The following is a 20,660-nucleotide window of genomic DNA, read 5'->3' as shown; positions in this document are numbered from 1 at the left end:
GCTCGGCGGTCACCGTGCCTGTCGGCGTAGGCGTCGGCGACGGTCTCGCGGCGGATGTGCGGTCAGCGGTCGAGGAAGGTGTTCACCTCGGTGCCGAACTTGACGGCGTACTGGTAGAGGAACCCGTGGCCGGCGTCCGGGTAGATGTGCAACTGGGCGTTGGGGAGGTACTTGGCCAGCAGGTGGGAGTTCTCGGCGGGCATCAGGATGTCGCTCTCGCCGTCGGCGACCAGGACCGGCTGGAAGAGGGACTTTAGGCGGACCAGCTTGGACTTGTCGGTGATGCCCCACTCGGACCACGCGGTGAGCTGGTGATCGCGGGTGGCGAGGCTGGTGGGGGCGTCGGGGTCGGATGTGCGCTGCCCCAGGCGCTGCAGGAACTCCGTTCCCGCGGCCTGGCTGGTGGGGGTGTTCTTGAAGAACAGGAAGAGGTAGTCCTCGGGGCCGGGGTTGTCCTTCAGGGAGTGCTGCAGGATGTTGGGGTCGGACGCGCGCTGGTTCACTCCGCCCTGGGGGCCGGTGGCGGCCAGGACGACGCGGCGGACCTGCCAGGGGCGGCGCAGGGCGACCTCCTGGGCCACCTCGCCGCCGAGGGAGAAGCCGAACAGGTCGTAGCGGGGCAGCTTGAGGGCGTCGATGAAGTCGATGGCGTCCAGGGCCATCTGCTGGTCGGTGCTGGGGGTGGTGCCGGTGGAGCCGCCGACACCGACGTTGTCCAGGAGGATGACCTCGCGCTTGGCGGCGATGGTGTCGATGAGCTTGGGGTCCCAGCCGTCGAGGTTGCCGCGGAAGTGCTGGAGGAAGACCAGGGGCACGCTGCCCGCGCTGGGGTGGCCGAAGCGGCGGTACTGGTAGGTGACGCCGGTTGCGGCCTTGACGCGCAGGTTGGGGGCGGTGCTGGCGCTTACTGCGTTCTGCGTCTGGGTGACCGCGTGCCGGGTGCTGCTGTAGTTTGCGCTCACGGCGTTGGCCATGCTCGGTGCCGTGGCGGCGACGGCCGCGACGACCGACATGGTGGCCAGCGCCATCGCGGTGCGCCGGGAGATACGGGTGCGTCTGGTTGAGGACATGCGAATTCCTTGAGTCGGGCCGGAGGTTCCCCCGGCGCGTTGAACTTGTCGTGCGCTCCGCGTACGCGTGTCTGCGGGGCGCGCGGATCGTGGAGCCGTTGCCGACCCGGCGACCTCGGCAGGCCGGGCCCGTCGCCGTAGAGCCCGGAGGTCCGATGGGTCCTGTGAGCGGTCAAGGTGCGGACCGGAGGTCATGGCCTGCGCGACTGCGGGGGAGCCGGGACCTGGGAGCGACGACGCCGGTAGTCCGGGGGCGGCGAAGGAACTCCCGCAAGATCGACATGCCCAGAAACTAGGGAGTGGCCGTGTCGTCGGGCGTCATCCTGAGCGCCCGTTACGGTCATCCGCCAGGCCGACACCGAGTCACCCGCCGGGGCGCGAACCAGTCCGCTCTCGTATGCCAGGACGACGGCCTGGAGCCGGTCGCGGATGTGCAGTTTGGCGAGGATGCGGGCCACGTGGGTCTTGAACCGTGGTCTCGCCGAGGAATGACTTCCCGGCGATCTGCCCGTTGTTCAGCCCCGAGGCCGACCAGACCCAGCACCTCCCGTTCGCTATCGGTCAGTACGTCGAGGCGTGCATCGGCAACGGGAGCGACGGCGCCCGTGACATACCGGTCAGGCATGCACGTGCTGGGCGTGGAGTACTGGGCGACTGGCCGTCAGGGCAGCTCCGGGTAGAGCGCGGCGACGCCTCCGGCCAGTCCGGCCTGGACCTGGCGGCTGATGTCGTCTGCGAGGATCTCGTACGAGCCCTCGGCGATGCCGTCGACGGCGAGCCGGGCGACGTCGACGGGGGCGGTCTTGGGCCCGTCGACCTCGCGCATCATGTCGGTGTCCATGGGGCCGACGTGCAGTCCGGCTACCCGGATGCCCTGGTCGGCGAGTTGCACGCGTAGGGCGTTGGTGAGCGACCACTCCGCGGACTTGGCGGCACAGTAGGCGCCGGACTGCGGGAAGCTGAACCAGGACAGGACGGACAGGATGTTCAGGATCGCACCTCCGCCGTTGGCCACGATCTGGGGCACGAAGCCGCGGACCACCGACAGGGTGCCGAGGTAGTGGGTGTCCATCTCCAGGCGGACGTTGTCCAGGTCGCCGGTGAGCAGGTCGGTGGTGGTGCCTATACCGGCGTTGTTTATCAGGACTGTCACGTCGCCCGTAGCCTGGGCTGCGGCGGCGACGGAGGCGGGGTCGGTGATGTCGAGCGCGATCCGCCTGACGCCCGGCAGGTCGACCTTGTCGGGGTTGCGGGCGCCAGCGTAGACGGTGGCACCGCGGCTGAGCAGTTCGGCGGCGAGTGCGCGGCCCAGGCCGCGGTTGGCGCCGGTCACGAGGACGGTGCTGGTGGAGAGGTCCATGAGAAGTCCCTGGTGCGTTGAGTGGGGGAAGGTCAGGCGGTCGGGTGGGCGCCCCGGGCGGCGCGCTGACCGGTATGTGCCGGCTGGCGGCCGCCGATCGGCCGCTGACGAGAAGCCGCCGTGGCTCAGGCAAAGGGACGATTCCTCATTGCACGAAGTCACGACGCACGACAGGTCGGCCGAGTCGGCGAGTCACCCCCCTCATCGCGTGTCGAGTCAGTTTCGGCGCAGGAGTGATCGGCGTGCTTCTCGCCGGTTTCCGTGCGCAGGGAGGGCGACGCGAAGCGGGCGTCATCGCGAGCAGTGGAAAGGTGCTTATGCCTGGTCGTTGATCAGGCCGGCGTAGTGGCCCAGGTTTCGCTCGATCTCCTTCAGGCCGATCTCGGCGATGGCCTTTCCGAGCTGCGGTACGCGTGCCTGGAATCCCGGCCAGTTGACCGATTCCGCGAACTCCGCCCAGGACGCTCGCAGATCGGCCGCCGGCGGCAGGGTCGACCGGTTGATCTGTGCCTTGGCGGCCAGGACGGACTGTTTGTCGAAGGAGGCGATGCGCGCTGCCACGCCGCTCACGAGGTCGTCGAGTTCGGCGTCGGCGACGGTCCGGGTCACCCATCCGTACCGCTCGGCAGTGTCGGCGTCGAAGTCCTGGCTGGTGAGGATCGCTTCGAGCGCGCGGTCCCGCCCCAGCAGCCTGGCCAGACGGTCGCTGCCGCCACCGCCGGGGACGATGCCGATCGCGACCTCTGGCTGGCAGAAGAACGCCTCCTCGCGGCTGGCGTAGCGCAGGTCGAAGGCCAGCGTGATCTCGTCCCCGCCGCCCCGCGTGCGCCCGCGGATGGAGGCGATGCTGATGAACGGGGCGCTGGTCAGGCTCGTGACCAGGTCGACCCACGTCGGGGTCCCGGCGGTGCTGTTCAGCGCCAGGAGTTCCGGCACCTGGCCGAGATCGGCGTGGTTGTAGAAGTATCCGGGCGTGCCGCTGTCGAAAATGACGACCTGAACCTGCTCGTCCCGGCTCAACTCATTGACGACATAGACCAGTTGGGTGACGGTGTCCGCGCCGACGACGTTCACCGGCGGATTGGAGAAGGTGACCTTGCGGATCTCCGGTGTCACGGTCTCGATGCTGAACATGCTGTGCTGCGTCATGGTGTGCTCCAGTGGTGAAATCTGAAGTCCTGAGGACGAAATGGGGAAGGGAGAAATCAGGGAGGCGCACGCGGCCGGCTCGCGGAGCCGGCTGCCTCACGATCGCCCCGGTGATCGCGCCGGTGCCGGGCCCAAGCTCCACGACGACTTCGGCGCGGTCCAGTGCGAGTCCGCAGGTCATGGCCTGAGCGAGAGCGGGAGAACTCGGAACGACCGCACCGGTGAGTCGGGGGCGGCGAAGGAACTCCCGCATGATCGACACGCCCCGAACCTAGGTACCGGGTGTGTCGTCGGGCGTCCACCCCAGCGCCCGACCGGGTCATCCACCAGGACGAACCAGCCCGCTCTCGTAGGCCACGACGACGGCCTGTATGCGGTCACGGATGTGCAGTTTTGAGAGGATCCGGGCTACGTGGGTCTTGACCGTGGTCTCGCCGACGAACAGCTTCTCGGCGATCTCCGCGTTGTTCAGCCCGCGGCCGACCAGACACAGCACCTCCCGCTCACGCTCGGTCAGCGCGTCGAGGCGTGCGTCGGCGAGTGGGGCGACGGCGCCCGTGACGTACCGGTCGATCAGCCGCCGTGCCACCGACGGGGCGATCATCGTGTCGCCGCGCAGCACGCCGCGGAGGGCGACGAGCATCTCGGCGGCCGAGGTGTCCTTGACGAGAAAGCCACTGGCTCCGGCACGCAGCGCCGCGTACGCATACTCGTCGCGGTCACAGCCGCTGAGAACCAGTACGTATGTCCCGGGCAGCTTCGCGCGTACCTGCACGGTCGCCGAGATGCCGTCCAGACACGGCATCCGCACCCCCATCACGACGAGGTCCGGGCGCAGCGCGAGCGCCTGCGACACAGCCGTCTCACCGTCCCCGGCCTCGCCGACCACCGTGAGGTCCGCCTGGCTGTCCACTACGCCGCGCAGGCCGGCCCGCATCAACTCCTGGGCGTCGCAGATCAGTACGCCGGCCTCTGTCATGGCGCCCCGCCCCCTGACAAGGCCCCCCGCTCCCGTGACGCGCCGGTCAGCCTGAGCCCGGACACCGGATGCGGATGGTCGGAGTCGCCGGCAGCGGCGTGGACGGCGGCGCCGGGGCCGAACGGCTCGACAGCAGATGTCCGGGCAAGGCCGCGGTCGGCTCCGGCGGCAAGAGCGGTACTGGTGGGCGAGCTCATGAAATTCTCCTGGTCACATGAGGTGAAGGGAACGGCATACCGGTCTCACCGGACGGGGCGCCGACCGGCATGCGGGCCGCGTGTGCCGGGGACAGGCGATCGGGTCAGTTGTGCGGGCGGCCTGAGGGGCTCGGCTTTGGATGCGCATCGCCGGTCGGACGGCGTTCTTCGAACACGGCCGGTGCGACAACGATCGCGGCGGCGACGACCGCAGCCAGGTATGCAGGCGCCCTCAATGTGACCGCGCCTGCGATGGCCAGAGCCAACAGCGCGAGCAGCCGTGACGAGAGCAGGTCGTCTAACAGGGTTGCCCCGTGCCACACCTGTGGGACGAGGTAGAGAGCCGGCCCGCCGAACAGCAGCAGGTTCGTGGTGATGCCGGCGTGCTCCACGGGGTGGACGATGACACGTTCATCGGCGACGGCGACGGCGATCAACCCGGCGACGGAGGCCATGAGGCTAATGACGCCGCTGCGCCCGGCCCGCATGGGGTCCTCGGTCCGCTGGAAATGGCGCACGACGCGCTCGGAGCGGCTGAAGAACAGCCAGAACAGTGCGACCGTGCCGCTGAGCGCGACACCGCCGGTGAGCAGGGTCATCGGCTCGTACGGGGCCGCGGTGAGCGCCGTGCCGGTGGTCATGACCGTCTCACCCAACGCGATGATCACGAACAGGCGGCCGCGTTCCAGCAGGTGCCCGCCGGCGAAGCCGACCTGTCTGGACTCCAGCCTGCGGCCGGGCAGCGGGTGCGCCGTCCACGTGCCCGCCAACTCGATCAGCAGCGCCGCGGCCCACCACGCCAGCCGCGCGCCGCCGTCGGCCGCCGCACCGATCAGCCACAGAGGTGCGGCCGCGACGAACCAGACCAGAACGCGGATGAAATGCTCCTGGTTGACCTCATCGAGGCCGACGGTGAGCAGCCATACCGTCCGGCCTATGTGGATCAGCAGGAAGGTGGCGACGAACACCCACCCGGCGTCGTCGAAGGCTCGCGGGATCGCGGCGTTCATGAACAGCCCGACGAGCATGACCGCCAGCAGCATCCGCCGGGTCCGCGGATCCTCGGCCGGCACGAGGGTGACCGCCCAGGTGGTGTACGCCCAGGCCGCGTAGACCGCGAGGTAGAGCACGAGGGTCTGGGCGGCGCCGGTCCATGTCGGGTGCGCCAGCAGTTGATGCGACAGCTGGCCGATCGCGAAGACGTAGACCAGGTCGAAGAACAGTTCCAGCGGCGTGACCTCGCGGCGCGCCGGATCGCTGGGCAACTCCACGATGGGGCTCCTCGGTCGGGGAGGCGTTCCGACTCCCGTGTTGTCGGGCGTTGTTCAGCAGTTCCGCGTTCCGCGGTTCAGTCGGAGAGGAAGGCCGTCACCTGGGCGGCGAAGTGCTTCGCGTGCTGGAAGAGAAAGGCGTGGCCGGCGTCGCTGTAGGCGATGAGGGTGGCGCTGGGCAGGTGCTGGACGGCGGTGTAGGAGGCCAGGGGGGTGATCATCGCGTCCTGCATGCCGGTGGCGTAGAGGACGGGCTGCCGGATGGCGGCCAGGTCCGCTCGCACCTGATCGAAGGGAATCGCCGCGTCCTTCGCGATCGCGGTGATCTGGCCCATGGCCGCCGCCTCGGACACTTCCGGAAGCCCGGTGGCCAGCCGGGTGGCCACCCGGGCGAGGTGGGCGTGCCCGGCGGCGCGGCCGGTGTCCGTCTCCGGGAAGAACAGGAACACCAGGTCGTCCCCGGTGACCTCGGGTTTGGTCATGGTGGCCCGCACCTTCGGATTCGGGTCGGGTGCGCCGGGCACCGTGCCGCCGGGACTGGCGGCTGCCACGACCAGCCTGCGGACCAGGTCGGGCCGTCGGCGGGCGATGTGCTGGGCGACGGTGCCGCCCAGCGTCCAGCCGAGCAGGTCGACCTGCGTGAGGCCGAGGGCCTCGATGAACTCGACGGTGCCGTCGGCGAGTGACTCGACGGAGTCGCGCGGAGTGCCGGTGGTGTAGCCGGTGCCCACGTTGTCGAACACGATCACGTCGTGCCCGGCGGCCAGATGGTCCAGGAACTCCGGGTCCCACCAGTCGAGGGTGCCCCGGACCCGGTTCAGCAGGACCAGCGGGGTGCCGCCGGTCGGGCCGAGGCGCCGGTAGGTGAAGGTCGCGGAGGGACCGTCGACGGTGAGGTCTTCGGCCGTATCTGCCAGATAGGTGCTCATGTCGAGCTTCGCTTTCCTGTCGTCGTTGTCTGGAGGCGGGGCTGAACGTCAGGCGGCGGGCAGGCGGTTGAGCTTGCGCAGCTGCTGGTCGAACATGCGGGAGGGGACCACGCGGCGCATCGTGCGGACGCGGCCGGTGATGGCGCCGGCGGTGTAGCGCAGCTTGGGCTTGGCATCGGTCGCCGCCGCGACGATCTCCTTGGCGACGACGGCGGGGTCGTCGCCGTCCCTGACCGCCTGGGCCATGTACTCCTCGAAGACGTGCCGCTGGTGGGCGTAGACGTCCAGGGGCTGGTCGGGGCGGACGCTGGCGGCGTCGAACGCGGTGCTGGTCCAGGCGGGTTCGACGAGCAGGACCCGTACACCGTGCTCGCGGACCTCGTGGTCGACGGACTCGGAGTAGCCCTCGACGGCGTGCTTGGAGGCGGCGTAGACCGCCATGTAGGGCTGCGGCATGAACCCGACGATGGACGAGATGTTGATGATGCGTCCGCTGCGCGCCGCGCGCATGTGGGGCAGGACGGCGTTGGTCATGCGGATGACGCCGAGGACGTTGATGTCGAAGAGGCCCTGCGCCTGCGCGGCGGAGCTTTCCTCGGCGGCGCCCGCCGAGCCGATGCCGGCGTTGTTGACGAGGACGTCGATGCGTCCGAACCGGTCGATCACCTCGCCGACCGCAGCGGTCACCGACTCGTCACTGGTCACGTCGAGGTCGAGGAAGGTCACGCCCTTGATCGGGGTGACGTGCGCCGTGTTGCGGCTGGTGCCGATCACCTCGTGGCCCGCCGCGGCCAGCGCGAGGGCGGCTGCCTTGCCGATGCCGGAGGACGCGCCCGTCACGAGGGCTACCGGTCGTGTCGTGGCCATTGTGGGCTCCTTGTGCAGGGGTTGGTGTTGTCGTTTGCGGTGAGTGAGGGATCGCGAGGCCGGTGGCGAGCGATCCTCAATCGGTTTCATCAATGTATCAGATCACAGGTTATTAGCAACAGCGAGGAATCAATTAGTCAAGTAGCGGTAGCATTCACGTATCCTCTACAAGGGGCCGGGAAGCGAACCAGACAGGAGACAGACATGGGCCGAGCACTGCGGGCAGATGCCGAGCGCAGTGTGCGCGCGATTCTCGAGGCGGCCGAGCAGGTCTTCGCCCGGGACGCCGGCGCCTCGATGGAGCAGGTCGCGGAGGCGGCGGGACTGACCAGGATCACCGTTCACCGCCGGTTCGCGAACCGGCAGGCACTGCTGGAGGCGCTCGCCGTCTCCGCGAAGCAGCAGCTCATCGACGCCATCGAGGAAGCCCGGCCGGACGCCGCTCCCGCGCTCGTGGCGCTGCACCGAGTGACCGCGAACGTCCTGCGGGTCAAGAACACCTGGCGGTTCACCCTCAGTCACGCCACGGCTCATACCCCTGCCGCAGCCGCCCTCTGGGACGAGATCGACACCCGCACCGTCGAACTCATGAACCGGGCGCAGCGCGAGGGGCTCCTCGCCCCGCATGCAGACCTGGCGTGGACGCGGCAGGTGTACTACGCCCTCCTCGGCGAAGCCATCAACAGGCCCGGCGCGGAGCAGGACCCTGCCGCACAGGACCCGGACGCATTGGCAACGCTCGTCATCGACACGCTCCTGCACGGCGCGGGGCCGCGCGCCTGAGTCGCAACGGCTCGACAGGGCGCGGAAACCATCGATCGGCCCGGCGTCATCGAAGCCCGTCGGCGGTGCTCATGCCTGGGGGCCTGGGCAGCCACTCGGACTCGCCGTGAGAGCGCCCCGGCACCCCTTCCCGCGGCTGCGCGCTTGGTCCCCGCATGGAGCCCTACCGCTGCGACAGGGCGGCGTAGCTACTGTGCGCTGGAAAGGGAATCCGCTGCGCCTGGGTTCAAAAACCCGCTGTCGAACTGGGTCGACCCTCTGCGCTGCCTGCGATCCGGCTCCGGGGAGGGCGAGGTGGGGACGCGGTGGGGACGCAAGCACAGGAACAGACCGACAAACAGGTGACGGCGCCATCAAGGTTTACCTTGCCTGACCTGCAAGAACGTCACAGATGATAATTGAGCGGCAAGGGTCGCCAAGATCCTCAAAGGACTCATAATCCGTCGGCCGTGGGTTCGAGTCCCACCCGCCCCACCAGTGCAGGGCTGTGACCTGCGGAAACGTCTCTTCTGAGGTGTTGGAACGTCAACTTGGGCTGAACGGACCGAATCCGCTGCTCGCAAGTTCGGCGGCGAGTCGGCGGGTGGCGGTACGTGCTGCGCCGACCTGCGTAAATGTGCCGGGGCATGGTGCGGAAGAGGCCCAGCAGCGGCCTCAGTGAGGGGCCAGGGGCGATGTTGAGGACGCTGTGAGGACGCAGGTGTCGCGAAGGGTGGCTGCGGGGCCGCCTCGGCCGATTCCATCAGGCTGTGGTCGGCCGGAGCGAGGAGTCCTCTGGTGGGCCTTGGGCATGCCTGCGGCGCTCACCTCAACCTGCGAGAGCGGTGGTTGCGCTGGTCGTGGTGGTCGGGGCGAAGGCACGGTTCCCGTCTGCCGCTACCGGTCGTGGAGCACCTTGGGTCGGGTGACGGGGACGACGGTGAGGAGGTCGTCCAGGCCCTTGAAGTCGTCAGGGTTGGTGGTGAACAGGGGGAGATCTTCGGCGATGGCGATTGAGGCGATCATCAGGTCGGCGATGCGGCGGCGGGGTTGGCGGCCGGTGCTGATGACGGCGGCGCAGACGCGGCCGTAGATGCGGGCGGCTTCGGCGTCGAAGGGGATGGGGTCGAACTCGTTCTCCGCGCGCTGGAGGATGTCGGTGCGCCGAGCGCGTTCGGCGTGTTCGTCGTAGTCGTCCTGTTCGGCGTTGCTGCGCACCTGGTGGGGGCCGGCGGAGAGCTCGGCGAGGGTGATGGCGGTGATGGCCATCTCGGCGGGCAGTTCCTCTGGGTTGATCCACTTGCGCAGGATCATGATGTTGGTGTCGAGAAGGCCCTGCTGGTGCTCGACGGGCTGCTGCTCACCGGGCATAGGGGTCGTCCATGTCCTGCTCGGCGGTGGCGTCCTGGTCGGCGCGGAAGGCGTCCAGGGAGATGTCGGGGGCGCTGCGGGACATGGCGGCGAACTCGCCACGGGGGACGAAGCGTCGTCGGCGGCGCAGGGGGATGAGCTCGCCGATGCGGTGGCCGTCGCGGGTGACGGTGAAGGACTGGCCGCTCTGGACCGCGTCCATGATCTCTTTGGATTTGGTGCGCAGGTCGCGCTGGGTGATCTCGGGTTGGGCAGGCATGTATCCACAATAGACGTGCAGTGGCACCCTGTGCTACTTGGTGGCACACGCCTATGTGGTACGGCACGGTGTTGATGGACAAGGTGCTCCGGCAGTACTTCGACGGCCTCTACTACGGGGACACGGACCTGCTCGGCCAGGTCTTCCATCCCGGTGCCGTCTACGCCACCGCGACCGAGGGCGGGCGCGACGGCGAAGTGCTGCGGCTGAACAAGGGCGCCTGACCGAGCCGCTCATCGACGACTGCGGTCTTCTCCAGCCGCTCATCGACCGACCACCTGAGCAGGAGGGCCTGGTGGACTCTCCGCCGCGCAGGGAATGAGCCGGGCCCCTGTGCGCAGGTACTGGCCGTAGTGAGGAGACGCCATGAAGACACCGACCGGCTGACGCAGGCCAGGCCGGCTGGCGCCGGGGCCGAAGCGTGACGCGCCGAGTTCTTCGACGGTCAGGCCATCACCGACGAGTTGCGGCGACGCCGCATCATCGCCCGCCGCGACCCACACCTGTACCCGGGTACCTTCCCCACCCGCGTCCACGACCCCGACCGCGCTCTGTGCCGTACGCGGGCGAGCCCGGCCGGCTTGCCGGTCATGGGCGACTGTCAGCCGTTGGTCCGCGGCAACGTGGCTCTCGCCCCAGCCAACGCAACGCCCTGACCAGCCACCCTTCCGCCCGGGAACAGGCCCTCCACGACACCGGCTCGCCCCCCGAAGCCGCGGCGCCCGACCGGGCGCTGGCGTGAGCCTGTACAAGGTGGCGTTCCTCCACGGACAGGGCCAGCGCGTCGTGCTCACGGTCCTGTCCGCCATGATGCTCGGCGGGCGGTTGACCGTGTACGGCAAGCAGGTGACCGTCACCGACCCTGCCCCACGTGACGAGGTCGAGGTCGATGTCAAGGTCATCGGCCTGGCACCACGCTGGGGCGTGTGGGACCGCGTGCACCGGCTCAGCGAGAGCGCGAGCGTCGACGCAGTCCGCGACCGTCTGGCCGGGCAGGGGCTGGTGGGCAGTCCCACCCGGTGTCGCGCCGCCGACGCGGCCTTGACCAATCTGCGCGTCTGGCTGTGGTGCGCCGTGGCCTTCGCCCTGGTCGCCGCGGTGTTCGCCGGTTTGGGCGACCGTGTGGCCCTGATCGCCCTCGCCGCCGCCGTGCCTGTGCCGGCCGGTGGTTTCCTCGTCCAGCGGCACTGCGAGACGTGGGATCCCGGCGTGACCGAGGCGGGGCGCCGGTTCATGGTCCAGGGCCGGAACCGTGACGGTGAACGTCCACCACGTCCGCCCCGAACAACTCGGGCCCGGGCTTGACCTTCCGGATCAACGCCTGTGCCTGCGCGGCGGATCTGGGCCGCTTCGCGCGGGGTCCGTCGCGGGCGTGGGAGCCGGAGAGACCGACGGCGGACCGGTGCCGGACCCGGCTTCCGGGGTCGACGTCGTCGCTGTCCCGGCCGCATCCCCGCTGCCTGTTCGTGGTGTCCGGCGGCCGTGGCGGTTCGGCCCTCTGCAGACCATCTGGCCACCCAGTTCCGACCGTGACGGGCGCGGTCGACAGGGTGATGGACGAGCAGGGCGCCTGGAGCGTACAGGGGGTCATGCCTGAAGGCGGCTGGACCTTGACCAAGGCCGGTTGGGTGGAGTGATGTGCCGGTCCCGCCTTTGCGCTCGCAGGGGCGGAACCGGCATTCCGCGGTAGCGGCGGGGAGGGGGCTACCGCGGCGACTTGTGTCAGTCCCGGTGCAGCAGGGCTGTGGTGTCCGGCGGAAGTAGCCCGTACTTGCTCAGCGGTCCGGATGCGAGGAGGGGGCTGCAACTGTCGGGAAGGGGGGTGGGCTGGTCGGAGAGGTTGACCGCGCACAGGAGCCCGTCGCCCCGCTCGAAGAGGAGCGTGTTGGCCGGGCTGTCCAGCCAGTGGAACTCCTCGCCGCGCAGGCCGGGATGGGTGCGGCGCAGGCGGAGGGCGCAGCGGTAGAGCTGGAGCATGGAGGCGGGGTCTGCCTGGTTGGCTTCGGCGGTGTAGGACTTCCAGTCGGCCGGCTGGGGAAGCCAAGGAGTGGCGAGTACGGAGGCGCTGAAGCCGAAGGGCGGGGTGTCGCCGGTCCAGGGGAGGGGGACGCGGCAGCCGTCGCGGCCTCGGAGGGTGTGGCCGGAGCGTTCCCAGATGGGGTCCTGCAACATCGACTCCGGGATGTCCTCGACCTCGTAGAGGCCGAGTTCCTCGCCCTGGTAGATGTACGCCCCTCCCGGCAGGGACAGCATCAGCAGGGCCGCAGCGCGGGCGCGACGGGTGCCGAGGGCGAGGTCGGTGGGGATGGGCTTGTCCCGGAACAGGGCCTGGACTCCGGTGTCGGCGCGGCCGTAGCGGGTGACGTGGCGGGTCTCGTCGTGGTTGGACAGGACCCAGGTGGCGGGCGCGCCGACTGCGGCGAGGCTGGTGATGCTGCGGTCGATGACCTCGCGCAGCCTGCCCGCGTCCAGGGGGCACTTGAGGAAGTCGAAGTTGAAGGCGGTGTGGAGCTGGTCGGGGCGGAGGTACTCCGGCAGGCGGTGGGGGCGTACGTGGGCCTCGGCGACGAAGACGCGGGGGTTCGGGTAGCTGTCGGCGATCGCCCGCCAGCTGCGGAATATGTCGTGCAGGCCGTCACGGTCCCAGTGCGGGTGGTCCTCCTGGCCGTCGCCCCTCAGGACCGAGAACTCGGTGAGACCAAGATCAGGTAGGGCCGGGTCCTTGACCATGCCGTGGGCGACGTCGATGCGGAAGCCGTCGACACCCAGGTCGAACCAGAAGCGCAGGATCGACTCGAACTCTGCCCGCACCTCCGGGTTGTCCCAGTTGAGATCCGGTTGCTCGGGGGCGAAGAGGTGGAGGTACCACTGGCCGTCGTCGGTGCGGGTCCAGGTGGGGCCGCCGAAGGCTGCCTGCCAGTCGTTGGGGGGCAGGGAGCCGTCGTCGCCCTTGCCGTCGCGGAAGATGAAGCGGTCGCGTTCTGCGGAGCCGGGCCCGGCCGCCAGCGCCTGCTGGAACCAGGCGTGTTGGTCGGAGGTGTGGTTCGGGACGATGTCCAGGATGATGCGCAGGCCAAGGGCGTGGGCCTCGGTGATCAGCTGCTTGGCCTCGTCGAGGGTGCCGTAGGCGGGGTGGATGTCGCGGTAGTCGGAGACGTCGTAGCCGCCGTCGGCCAGCGGGGACGGGTACCAGGGGTTGATCCAGATCGCGTCAATGCCCAGGTAGACCAGGTACTGCAGGCGGGAGCGGAGGCCGGCGATGTCACCGGTGCCGTCGCCGTCACCGTCCGCGAAGCTCCTGATGTAAACCTGGTAGATCGCGGCCCTGCGCCACCAGTCGGCATCGGTTCCGACGGGAAGCCCGGTGGGGGTCGGGTTGGTCATGGTGCTCGGTCCTGACTGTGTGAAGAAGAAGGTGGGGGTTGGGGTCAGCCCTTGACCGAGCCCTGGAGCAGCGCCTTGACGAAGTGGCGTTGCAGGACCAGGAACACGAGGATCGTGGGGGCCATGATGAGCAGGGCGCCGGCGTTCAACAGAACCTGATCGGTGCTGTATTTCGTGGTGAACGCCTGCAACGCGCCCGCCATCGTCCGCTTGTTGGGATCGTCGATCAGCACCAGCGCCAGCAGGAACTGGTTCCAGGTGGACAGGAACATCAGCAGCGCCAGGGACGCGATCGCCGGGCGGGCGAGAGGCAGGTGGATGTGGAAGAGAGCGCGCCAGGGCCCCGCGCCGTCCATGCCCGCTGCCTCGTTCAGTTCCCTGGGTACGCCGGCGAAGTGCGCCCGCATCCAGAACACCGCGAAGGGCATGTTCATCCCGATGAGTGGGAGGATCAGCGCCCACTGGCTGCCCAACAGGCCCATGGCCTTGGTCTGTTCGTAGAGCGGGACGATGACGATCTCGTACGGGAGCGTCAGGGTGAGGACGAGGATCGTGTAGAAGATCTTGCCGAGCGGGATCTCCAGTACGGCGATCGCATAGGCGGCCATCGTCGAGATCAGCACCGCCACCGGGACCACGCCGAGCACGATGAGCGTGCTGGACTTCAGCAGGGTCGTGATGTTGGCGATGTTCCAGGCGTCGACGAAGTTGTGCCAGTGCGGATCGGCCGGCCAGCTCAGGCCGGAGGGGAAGGATCCCTGGGGCGCGAGGGCCGCGCTGACCATGCTCAGCAGCGGGACGACGGAGTAAAGCGCGGCGGCCGCGATGAGGGTGAAGCCAGGGGCGCGGCGACGCAGGGTCCGCAGCGTCTGTGTGCGTTCGGGCATGGTCACTTCTCCCGGAACAGGCGCTGGAGCGGGGCGACGACCGCGATGACGATCAGGGCGAGGACGACGGCGAGTGCGGAGGCCGCGCCGAGGCGGCTGTCGCTGAAGGCCAGGTTGTAGACGGCGACGCCGGGGACCATGGTCTGGGTGCCGGGGCCGCCCTGGGTGGCGAGGTAGACGACGTCGAAGCTGGCGAGGGCGGCGATGACCGTGATGGTGACGCAGACCCCGATCTCGTTGCGCAGGCCGGGCAGGGTGACCGCCCGGAACTGGCGGATCGGTCCGGCGCCGTCGATGCGGGCTGCCTCGTAGAGGCTGTTGTCGATCTTTCCGATACCGGCCAGGAGCAGCATCGTGCACAGACCTGTGGACAGCCAGGTTCCGATGAAGCCCACGGCGGTCAGAGCCCAGGTGAAGTCGGCGAGCCAGGCACGGGCGAGGCCGCCCAGGCCGACGGCGCGCAGGAGCTGGTTGACCACGCCGTTGTCCGAGTACATCCACGTCCAGGCCACACCTGCGGCGGCGCCTGGGATGATCTGCGGCAGGAAGAGAAGTGTGCGGGCCAGGCCGCCGGTGAAGCGGCCCTGCAACTGCCGTAGGACAGAAGCCGTGATCAGGGCCAGCGTCACCGGCAGGACGGTGAAGAACAGGATCAGGTAGAAGGCGTGGAGCAGGGAGGAGAACTGCTCCGAGTCGGTGAAGACCGCCGTGTAGTTCTTCAGGCCCACCCAGGTGGAAGCGCCGATGCCGTCCCAGTCGTAGAAGGAGTACTGGATCGACAGGAGCACCGGGTAGAAGTTGAAGACGCCGTAGAAGGCGAGGGCAGGGAGGGCGAAGAGCCAGCCGGCCCACCGCCTCGCCCGGAGCCTGCGGCGGCCCCGGGCGGCGGCGCCCTTCCTCGTCGGTCGGGGGGTGGAGGACATGGTGCTCAGCTGCTCTTGAGTGCGTCGGCGTAGGCGCTCTGGAGGGTCTTGACCACCGCGGCGGGCTCGACCTTGCCGGAGACCAGGAGCTGGAGCTGCTGGGTCAGCTTGGTGTTGACGGCCGGGGCGGCGTTCTGGATCCAGCTGTCGAAGCCGTTGTCGGCGGCGATGGCGGCGTAGCCGGTCTGGATCTGCTCGGATGCGGTGCCGGACAGGGACGGCGTCTTGGCGGAGTCCGAGGTCACCGCGGCGTAGCCGTTGTCGACGGCGACCTTCGCGGCCTCGGGCGTGGTGAGGAAGTTCAGGAACAGGGCGGCGGCGTCCTTGTTCTTGGAGTGCGCGGCGATCGAGTAGGCGAGCGTGTTGCTGGTCATGCCCGCGTACTTGCCGCCCTTCTCGGCCGGCGGCATCGGGAAGACGCCGTACTTGCCCTTGAATGTCTTGTCGATGGTCTGCGTGATCCAGCTGCCCTGGAAGAAGAACAGGCCCTTGCCGCCGGTGAACCGGCCGTACGACGCCTCTTGGTTGATGGCGTTGACGTCGGAGGCGAAGTAGCCTGCCTTGATCCACTTCTGCAGGGTCTTGGTGGCCTGGACGGCCGCCGGGGTGTCCAGGGTGGCGCCCGGCTTGTGGTTGACGAAGTCGCTGAGCGCCTGGGCGCCCATGTAGTCGCCGAGGAGCAGGTTGTAGAGATGGCCGATCAGGCCGTCCTGGTTGGAGGCGACGATCGGGGTGATGCCGGACTTCTTCGCCTTGGCCATGACGGCTTCGAGCTCGGAGACGGACGAGGGCACGCTCGCCATGCCGACCTTGGCGGCCAGCTCCTTGTTGTAGAAGACGCCGACCAGGGGGCCGGCCGAGCCGCCGGCCTGGTACAGCGAGCCGGAGCCGATCACGCCGTTGGACACCCGGCCCGGGGCGAGCGCGGAGGCGGGGACCTTCGTGCTCCAGTCGTACGCCTTGTCGTAGGCGTCGAGGTTGGTGAGCAGGCCGTCCTTCACCCCGCCGAGGAGGTCGGAGGGCGCGGCGATGTCGGGGGCGGAGTCGGAGGCGAGCAGCCTCGGCAGCACGGTGTTGTAGTTGTTGTCCGCCTCGACCCGCAGCTTGACCTTGATCTTCGGGTACTTGGCCATGAAGGCGTCGGCCAGGCCTTGCTCGTAGGTCTGCAGGCCGGCCGCGGAGAACAGGGTCAGCGTTGCCGGGGTTTCGGCGACGGCGGTGTTCACGGCGGTCGGCGACGCATCCGCCGCCGAGCCGGAACCCGAGTCCGAGTCGGGGCCGCTGCACGCGGCGAGTGTGGCCAGGGCGGAGGCCGCGGCGACGGCCGCCAGCGGGGCGCGCAGGCTGCGGCCGGCGGTTCTGGCGGGGGAGGTGGGGTGCTGCTGCTTGGGCATAATGCCTCCTCGCATCCATGCGGCTGCCGCTCCACTCATGGTCGGCAGTCAGAGGTCGGCGTGCTTCCCGGACCGGGCCGCAGGGGAGCGTGAAGGTCTTTTCGGAAGCGTTTCCGTTGCCGAAAGAGTGAGGGGGTCGACTGCGTCTGTCAAGTAACGAAAACGCAACACGCATTTGACATGCAAAAACGATCAGATGGCCGTGTGGATTCACGGTCGACGCCGACCGGTATCCTCGGAAGCCCTTCCAAAATTGTGGAAGCGTTTCCGAAAGTGGGTTAGCCTTCCGGCATGGCGCAGAGCTCCCAGAAGATCAACATGGCGGATGTGGCCCGTGCGGCCGGCGTGTCGATGGCCACCGCCTCACGCGCGCTCAACAATGAAAGCGGCGTCGCCGAGGCCACGCGACGGCGCGTCCTCGCGGTCGCCGAGGAGCTCTCGTACGTCGTCTCGCCCGAGGCGTCCCGCCTGGCGGGCGGCGACACGGGCCGGGTCGCGGTGGTCGTGCCGCACATCTCCCGCTGGTTCTTCGCGGCGCTGCTGGAGGGGCTGGAGTCGGTGCTGCGCGCGGCCGACCTGGACGTTCTGCTCTACCACGTGGACGGCATCGAGGACCGTCACGACTTCTTCCACCGCCTTCCGGCTCGCCGGAAGGTCGACGCGGTGGTAGTCCTGGCCTTCCCGGTGGGCGAGGAGGAGCAACGGCGCCTTGAGCTGATGGGCGTCACGATCATCGCGGCGGGCGGCCAGCACGCGCCCTATCCGAACGTCTCCATCGACGACGAGACGGCCGGTCGCCAGGCCATGGACCACCTGCTCTTTCTCGGCCACCGCCGGATCGCGATGATCGCGGCGGTCGACCCGGACCAGCCGGACGAGGTGCAGCCCTCGGGTCGCTCCAACGCCTACTACGCCGCCCTGCGCGATGCGGGCATCCCCCTCGACGAACGCCTCGTCGTCACCGTCGACTGGGGTGGCGACCAAGGTGCCGACGCCATGGCCAAACTCCTCAGCCAGCCGGAGCCACCGACCGCCGTCTACGCCCACTCGGACGAGGTCGCCCTCGGCGCGATGCGCACGCTGCGCCGGGCGGGCCTGCGCATCCCCGACGATCTTTCCGTCATCGGCATCGACGACCACCCCGTGGCCGAGCTGACCGACCTGACGACGGTCCGGCAACCGGTGCGGGAGCAAGGGGAGTTGGCTGGGCGGATGCTGCTGAGCATCCTGGGCGGGGAAGAGACTGAACACGACGTGGTCGTACCGACGCAACTCGTCATCCGTGGCAGCACTGCACCGCCACGGTCCTGAGCGGCACGGTGGCAACCAGCACGATCTCAGAGAGGCATCCGGCATCTTGTTTCCGCCCCGTGAGCGAAGGGTGCGCGATGGCGTCGGTGCTGGGAAGAGCGGAAGACAGCGGCCCGTGTGCGGGTGGAAGGGCTGTGGGAGGAAGTCGCCCGGTTGGCTGAGGTGTTGGAGGCCGCCGAGATCGATCTGGACCGGCGGCTGATCGCGCGGGAAGAGCTGGCCGAGGCCCTGGCAACCTCGGCTGCCGAGACCACCGCCGTGACCGAGGCCCAGGAGCAAGCGGCGCCGTCGCTCGCGCCGGTGCCGGGCTCGACGGTGCCGCCCTGGCGGGAAGGGGCGCCGGTGACGGTTCTGGTGCCGGACTATCAGCGCATTCTGGGTGTGCTGGAACAGCGGCGATCCACGGGGCACGGGCCTCTTCGAGCCAAGGAGATCGCGGTGGAGCTGGGGCTTGACGCGACGCCGGCGAAGGTCGAGGGGGTGCGGTCGAAAGCCCGGCGCCTGGCGGAGTGCGGGTGGCTCTTCTTGGAGGTGTCCGGGGCATTCAGTGCCGGCCGGCGGCCCGTGGCCGTCCCAGATGCCAGCTCATCCGCGTGACCATCGACCACCGGATCGTCGCCTCGCTGGTGGCGGGCAGAGTCTGGGGCTCAGCGCATCGAGTCGGCAGCCGACGTGTCCACGGGTGGCGAGGCGGTGCAGCATACGCCTGGAGGGCGGCTCTGCTCGCAGAGGCACCGCTGCCCCAGTACCTGGGCGGGCGGAGCTTGAGCGCGTTGGAAAGGGAGTCCGCTGCGGCATGTTCGGAAGCCCCGTCTGAGCTGGCGCGATCGCCGGATGGCCCAGGACCATTCCTGCTGTGCGACGGAGTTGAGGACGCGTTGAGGACACAAGGATGGGAACAGACCGACAAAGACGAAGAGTCGCCGACACGGCTCACCCCGTCTGACCTGGAAAAGCGCTAAGAATCGGCGTAGAAACGCAAGGGCCGCCAAGATCCTCGAAGGACTCATAATCCGTCGGCCGTGGGTTCGAGTCCCACCCGCCCCACCGAAGTGGATCGCCGCAGGAACGTTCTCACCTGCGTCGGCCGTGCACCCTCCGCATGGCTGGGCCGTGGCAGGGAAGTGCTCCGGTCATCGAGGGCCACAGCTGCCAGATGGTCCGCGGGGCGGCCGCCCACCATAAGGGAAGGGCGATGACCGAGGAAGTACAACAGTGGCTGAAGGAGAACGCCTTACCGCTGGAGAGCCTGAACGCCGGGGCATCGCGACCGGCTCACGGTGACCTGGAGCCACTGCGCGAGGTGCTGGGCGAGGTCCGTGTCCTGGGGATGGGCGAGGCGACGCACGGGACCGCCGAGTTCTTCCGGCTCAAACACCTGCTGCTGCGCTTCCTGGTCCGGGAGATGGGCTTCACCGCCCTGGCCATGGAGGCCAGTGCCTCGGCCGCCCAGGCGATCGACGACCATGTGCTGCACGGAACCGGTGATGCCGTCGGCGCACTGACCGGCCTCGGATTCTGGACGTGGCGGACCCGCGAGATGCTCGACGTCATCGAGTGGATGCGCGATCACAACCGGACGGTCCCCAAGGAGAGCGCCGTGCGGTTCGTGGGCATCGACCCCCAGAGGTGCGGCCCCTCCCTGGCAGCACTCGCCGCCGCACTGCGCACACTGGCACCCGAACGGGCGGACATCACCGGCGGCCTGCTCGGCACCCTGGCGGATGCCAGGCCGGGCTCCCTGGCGGACCGGGGACCCCGCCTCCTCGCCGTGGCCCGCGACCTCGTCCGGTTCCTCGAGGAGGAACGGTGCCGGCTTGCCGAGCGGGCCGGAGCCACACCCGTGGAGGACGCCCTCCGGCACGCGCGCACGATCCTTGCGGCGGCCGACGTGGCCGCCCGGCCGTTGCGCGGTGACGGTGAGGAGACCGGCGCGCTGGCCGCGCGGGACCGCCACATGGCCCAGGCGGTGATCTCCCTGGAGGAGCGGACCGCCGGAGGGGTCGCCGTATGGGCGCACAACGGGCACATTTCCACCGACCGCTACGCCGGCGACGTACCCGCCATGGGGCACCACCTCAGGAACCACTACGGCGCGGCCTACTACGCCCTGGGCCTGCTATTCGGCGAGGGCGCCTTCCGCGCCCGCCCGGGGAACTCCGCGACACGACCGCCCAGGAAGCACACCGTCAGTGCGGCGGGCCCGCGCTCCGTGGAGGCCCGACTGGCGTCGGTCATCCCCGGGGACCACATCATCGACCTGCGCGCCGGCCGGACCCGGCCCGCCGTCGCCCAGTGGCTGGAAAGCCGACAGTTCGTACGGTCCTTCGGCGCAGCGGTACCGCGGGTGACCTACCGGTTCCACATGGCGCCGACGGTGCTCGCCCGTGAGTACGACGGGCTGGCGTACGTGGCACGCTCGACGCCTTCGGAGCCGCTCGGCTGATCTCGGACACGGCGGCCCCGTCGTTCGCGGTGGGGCGGCACCTGACGAGCGACCCACCCGGATCCCCCGGATTCGCCCCTGACACACTGTCGCCTCGACAC

General features: G+C 69.2%; 19 protein-coding genes and 1 pseudogene. 6 read left to right on the top strand and 14 right to left on the bottom strand.

The genetic code is table 11. The annotated features are described in order from the left end of the window. Positions 1 to 62 precede the first annotated feature (62 nt). From ACFYZQ_RS03640 to ACFYZQ_RS03605, 8 genes and pseudogenes are all read right to left on the bottom strand, one after another. Entirely contained in the window at positions 63 to 1,070 is a 1,008-nt protein-coding gene (locus ACFYZQ_RS03640; protein ID WP_389141173.1) for an alpha/beta fold hydrolase, read from the bottom strand. 365 nt (positions 1,071 to 1,435) lie between these two features. Then, a pseudogene (locus ACFYZQ_RS03635) lies at positions 1,436 to 1,662 on the bottom strand (response regulator transcription factor); the annotation flags it as partial. 69 nt (positions 1,663 to 1,731) lie between these two features. Further along, on the bottom strand, positions 1,732 to 2,430 hold the full coding sequence (locus ACFYZQ_RS03630; protein WP_389141171.1) for an SDR family oxidoreductase: 699 nt from the start codon (positions 2,428 to 2,430) through the stop codon (positions 1,732 to 1,734). Between the two features lie 315 nt (positions 2,431 to 2,745). Beyond that, positions 2,746 to 3,579, bottom strand: coding sequence for an enoyl-CoA hydratase/isomerase family protein (locus ACFYZQ_RS03625; RefSeq protein ID WP_389141169.1), 834 nt, complete (start codon positions 3,577 to 3,579; stop codon positions 2,746 to 2,748). Between the two features lie 319 nt (positions 3,580 to 3,898). Next, on the bottom strand, positions 3,899 to 4,558 hold the full coding sequence (locus ACFYZQ_RS03620; protein WP_389141167.1) for a response regulator: 660 nt from the start codon (positions 4,556 to 4,558) through the stop codon (positions 3,899 to 3,901). Positions 4,559 to 4,859: 301 nt separating this feature from the next. Continuing rightward, positions 4,860 to 6,026: a low temperature requirement protein A gene (locus ACFYZQ_RS03615; RefSeq protein ID WP_389141165.1), complete on the bottom strand. Its 1,167-nt coding sequence runs from the start codon at positions 6,024 to 6,026 to the stop codon at positions 4,860 to 4,862. Positions 6,027 to 6,103: 77 nt separating this feature from the next. Next, a complete protein-coding gene (locus ACFYZQ_RS03610) occupies positions 6,104 to 6,955 on the bottom strand; it encodes an alpha/beta fold hydrolase (RefSeq protein ID WP_389141163.1) in 852 nt (283 codons plus the stop codon). A gap of 48 nt (positions 6,956 to 7,003) precedes the next feature. Beyond that, positions 7,004 to 7,822 carry an oxidoreductase gene (locus ACFYZQ_RS03605; RefSeq protein WP_389141161.1) on the bottom strand — a complete coding sequence of 273 codons (819 nt, stop codon included), beginning with the start codon at positions 7,820 to 7,822 and terminating at the stop codon, positions 7,004 to 7,006. A gap of 204 nt (positions 7,823 to 8,026) precedes the next feature. Here ACFYZQ_RS03605 and ACFYZQ_RS03600 point away from each other — a divergent pair, with 204 nt between their 5' ends. Further along, positions 8,027 to 8,605, top strand: a complete 579-nt coding sequence (locus ACFYZQ_RS03600) for a TetR/AcrR family transcriptional regulator (protein ID WP_389141159.1) — start codon at positions 8,027 to 8,029, stop codon at positions 8,603 to 8,605. Between the two features lie 876 nt (positions 8,606 to 9,481). On the opposite strand, the gene ACFYZQ_RS03595 is transcribed toward ACFYZQ_RS03600, so the two are convergent. Both ACFYZQ_RS03595 and ACFYZQ_RS03590 read right to left on the bottom strand, forming a co-directional pair. Then, positions 9,482 to 9,955: a type II toxin-antitoxin system VapC family toxin gene (locus ACFYZQ_RS03595; RefSeq protein ID WP_389141157.1), complete on the bottom strand. Its 474-nt coding sequence runs from the start codon at positions 9,953 to 9,955 to the stop codon at positions 9,482 to 9,484. Next, positions 9,945 to 10,214, bottom strand: coding sequence for a type II toxin-antitoxin system Phd/YefM family antitoxin (locus tag ACFYZQ_RS03590; RefSeq protein WP_389141155.1), 270 nt, complete (start codon positions 10,212 to 10,214; stop codon positions 9,945 to 9,947). The genes ACFYZQ_RS03595 and ACFYZQ_RS03590 overlap by 11 nt, the downstream gene beginning before the upstream one ends. 74 nt (positions 10,215 to 10,288) lie before the next feature. Between ACFYZQ_RS03590 and ACFYZQ_RS03585 the strand changes: the two genes are divergently transcribed. Continuing rightward, the gene (locus ACFYZQ_RS03585) at positions 10,289 to 10,438 is read left to right on the top strand and encodes a nuclear transport factor 2 family protein (RefSeq protein ID WP_389141153.1); all 150 of its coding nucleotides are present in this window, start codon (positions 10,289 to 10,291) and stop codon (positions 10,436 to 10,438) included. A gap of 178 nt (positions 10,439 to 10,616) precedes the next feature. Next, positions 10,617 to 11,519 carry a TIGR04222 domain-containing membrane protein gene (locus ACFYZQ_RS03580; RefSeq protein ID WP_389141885.1) on the top strand — a complete coding sequence of 301 codons (903 nt, stop codon included), beginning with the start codon at positions 10,617 to 10,619 and terminating at the stop codon, positions 11,517 to 11,519. Between the two features lie 417 nt (positions 11,520 to 11,936). On the opposite strand, the gene ACFYZQ_RS03575 is transcribed toward ACFYZQ_RS03580, so the two are convergent. The 4 genes from ACFYZQ_RS03575 to ACFYZQ_RS03560 are packed head-to-tail and all read right to left on the bottom strand — an operon-like array spanning position 11,937 to position 16,802. Then, on the bottom strand, positions 11,937 to 13,598 hold the full coding sequence (locus tag ACFYZQ_RS03575) for a glycoside hydrolase family 13 protein (protein ID WP_389141151.1): 1,662 nt from the start codon (positions 13,596 to 13,598) through the stop codon (positions 11,937 to 11,939). Positions 13,599 to 13,642: 44 nt separating this feature from the next. After that, positions 13,643 to 14,485, bottom strand: a complete 843-nt coding sequence (locus ACFYZQ_RS03570) for a carbohydrate ABC transporter permease (protein ID WP_389141149.1) — start codon at positions 14,483 to 14,485, stop codon at positions 13,643 to 13,645. A gap of 2 nt (positions 14,486 to 14,487) precedes the next feature. Further along, complete coding sequence (locus tag ACFYZQ_RS03565) at positions 14,488 to 15,408, bottom strand: carbohydrate ABC transporter permease (RefSeq protein WP_389141148.1); 921 nt, start codon at positions 15,406 to 15,408, stop codon at positions 14,488 to 14,490. A gap of 5 nt (positions 15,409 to 15,413) precedes the next feature. Next, complete coding sequence (locus ACFYZQ_RS03560; RefSeq protein WP_389141147.1) at positions 15,414 to 16,802, bottom strand: ABC transporter substrate-binding protein; 1,389 nt, start codon at positions 16,800 to 16,802, stop codon at positions 15,414 to 15,416. Between the two features lie 291 nt (positions 16,803 to 17,093). Here ACFYZQ_RS03560 and ACFYZQ_RS03555 point away from each other — a divergent pair, with 291 nt between their 5' ends. The 3 genes from ACFYZQ_RS03555 to ACFYZQ_RS03545 all read left to right on the top strand — a co-directional run bounded on the left by ACFYZQ_RS03555 (position 17,094) and on the right by ACFYZQ_RS03545 (position 20,559). Next, complete coding sequence (locus ACFYZQ_RS03555; RefSeq protein WP_389141146.1) at positions 17,094 to 18,113, top strand: LacI family DNA-binding transcriptional regulator; 1,020 nt, start codon at positions 17,094 to 17,096, stop codon at positions 18,111 to 18,113. Between the two features lie 123 nt (positions 18,114 to 18,236). After that, positions 18,237 to 18,710, top strand: a complete 474-nt coding sequence (locus ACFYZQ_RS03550; RefSeq protein ID WP_389141145.1) for a hypothetical protein — start codon at positions 18,237 to 18,239, stop codon at positions 18,708 to 18,710. 598 nt (positions 18,711 to 19,308) lie between these two features. Further along, the gene (locus ACFYZQ_RS03545) at positions 19,309 to 20,559 is read left to right on the top strand and encodes an erythromycin esterase family protein (protein WP_389141144.1); all 1,251 of its coding nucleotides are present in this window, start codon (positions 19,309 to 19,311) and stop codon (positions 20,557 to 20,559) included. Positions 20,560 to 20,660: the final 101 nt, after the last annotated feature.

It is taken from the genome of Streptomyces sp. NPDC001843, from assembly GCF_042891955.1.
In the GTDB taxonomy this organism is placed as follows: domain Bacteria; phylum Actinomycetota; class Actinomycetes; order Streptomycetales; family Streptomycetaceae; genus Streptomyces.
This window is presented reverse-complemented; position numbering and strand designations above follow the sequence as displayed.

Bases quoted from the DNA above. Each gene is read 5' to 3' on its own strand.
- ACFYZQ_RS03585 (WP_389141153.1), top strand. From the start codon at position 10,289: ATGGACAAGGTGCTCCGGCAGTACTTCGACGGCCTCTACTACGGGGAC.
- ACFYZQ_RS03545 (WP_389141144.1), top strand. From the start codon at position 19,309: ATGACCGAGGAAGTACAACAGTGGCTGAAGGAGAACGCCTTACCGCTG.
- ACFYZQ_RS03595 (WP_389141157.1), bottom strand. From the start codon at position 9,955: ATGCCCGGTGAGCAGCAGCCCGTCGAGCACCAGCAGGGCCTTCTCGAC.
- ACFYZQ_RS03565 (WP_389141148.1), bottom strand. From the start codon at position 15,408: ATGTCCTCCACCCCCCGACCGACGAGGAAGGGCGCCGCCGCCCGGGGC.
- ACFYZQ_RS03620 (WP_389141167.1), bottom strand. From the start codon at position 4,558: ATGACAGAGGCCGGCGTACTGATCTGCGACGCCCAGGAGTTGATGCGG.
- ACFYZQ_RS03605 (WP_389141161.1), bottom strand. From the start codon at position 7,822: ATGGCCACGACACGACCGGTAGCCCTCGTGACGGGCGCGTCCTCCGGC.
- ACFYZQ_RS03600 (WP_389141159.1), top strand. From the start codon at position 8,027: ATGGGCCGAGCACTGCGGGCAGATGCCGAGCGCAGTGTGCGCGCGATT.
- ACFYZQ_RS03560 (WP_389141147.1), bottom strand. From the start codon at position 16,802: ATGCCCAAGCAGCAGCACCCCACCTCCCCCGCCAGAACCGCCGGCCGC.
- ACFYZQ_RS03610 (WP_389141163.1), bottom strand. From the start codon at position 6,955: ATGAGCACCTATCTGGCAGATACGGCCGAAGACCTCACCGTCGACGGT.
- ACFYZQ_RS03555 (WP_389141146.1), top strand. From the start codon at position 17,094: ATGGCGCAGAGCTCCCAGAAGATCAACATGGCGGATGTGGCCCGTGCG.
- ACFYZQ_RS03590 (WP_389141155.1), bottom strand. From the start codon at position 10,214: ATGCCTGCCCAACCCGAGATCACCCAGCGCGACCTGCGCACCAAATCC.
- ACFYZQ_RS03640 (WP_389141173.1), bottom strand. From the start codon at position 1,070: ATGTCCTCAACCAGACGCACCCGTATCTCCCGGCGCACCGCGATGGCG.
- ACFYZQ_RS03630 (WP_389141171.1), bottom strand. From the start codon at position 2,430: ATGGACCTCTCCACCAGCACCGTCCTCGTGACCGGCGCCAACCGCGGC.
- ACFYZQ_RS03570 (WP_389141149.1), bottom strand. From the start codon at position 14,485: ATGCCCGAACGCACACAGACGCTGCGGACCCTGCGTCGCCGCGCCCCT.
- ACFYZQ_RS03575 (WP_389141151.1), bottom strand. From the start codon at position 13,598: ATGACCAACCCGACCCCCACCGGGCTTCCCGTCGGAACCGATGCCGAC.
- ACFYZQ_RS03625 (WP_389141169.1), bottom strand. From the start codon at position 3,579: ATGACGCAGCACAGCATGTTCAGCATCGAGACCGTGACACCGGAGATC.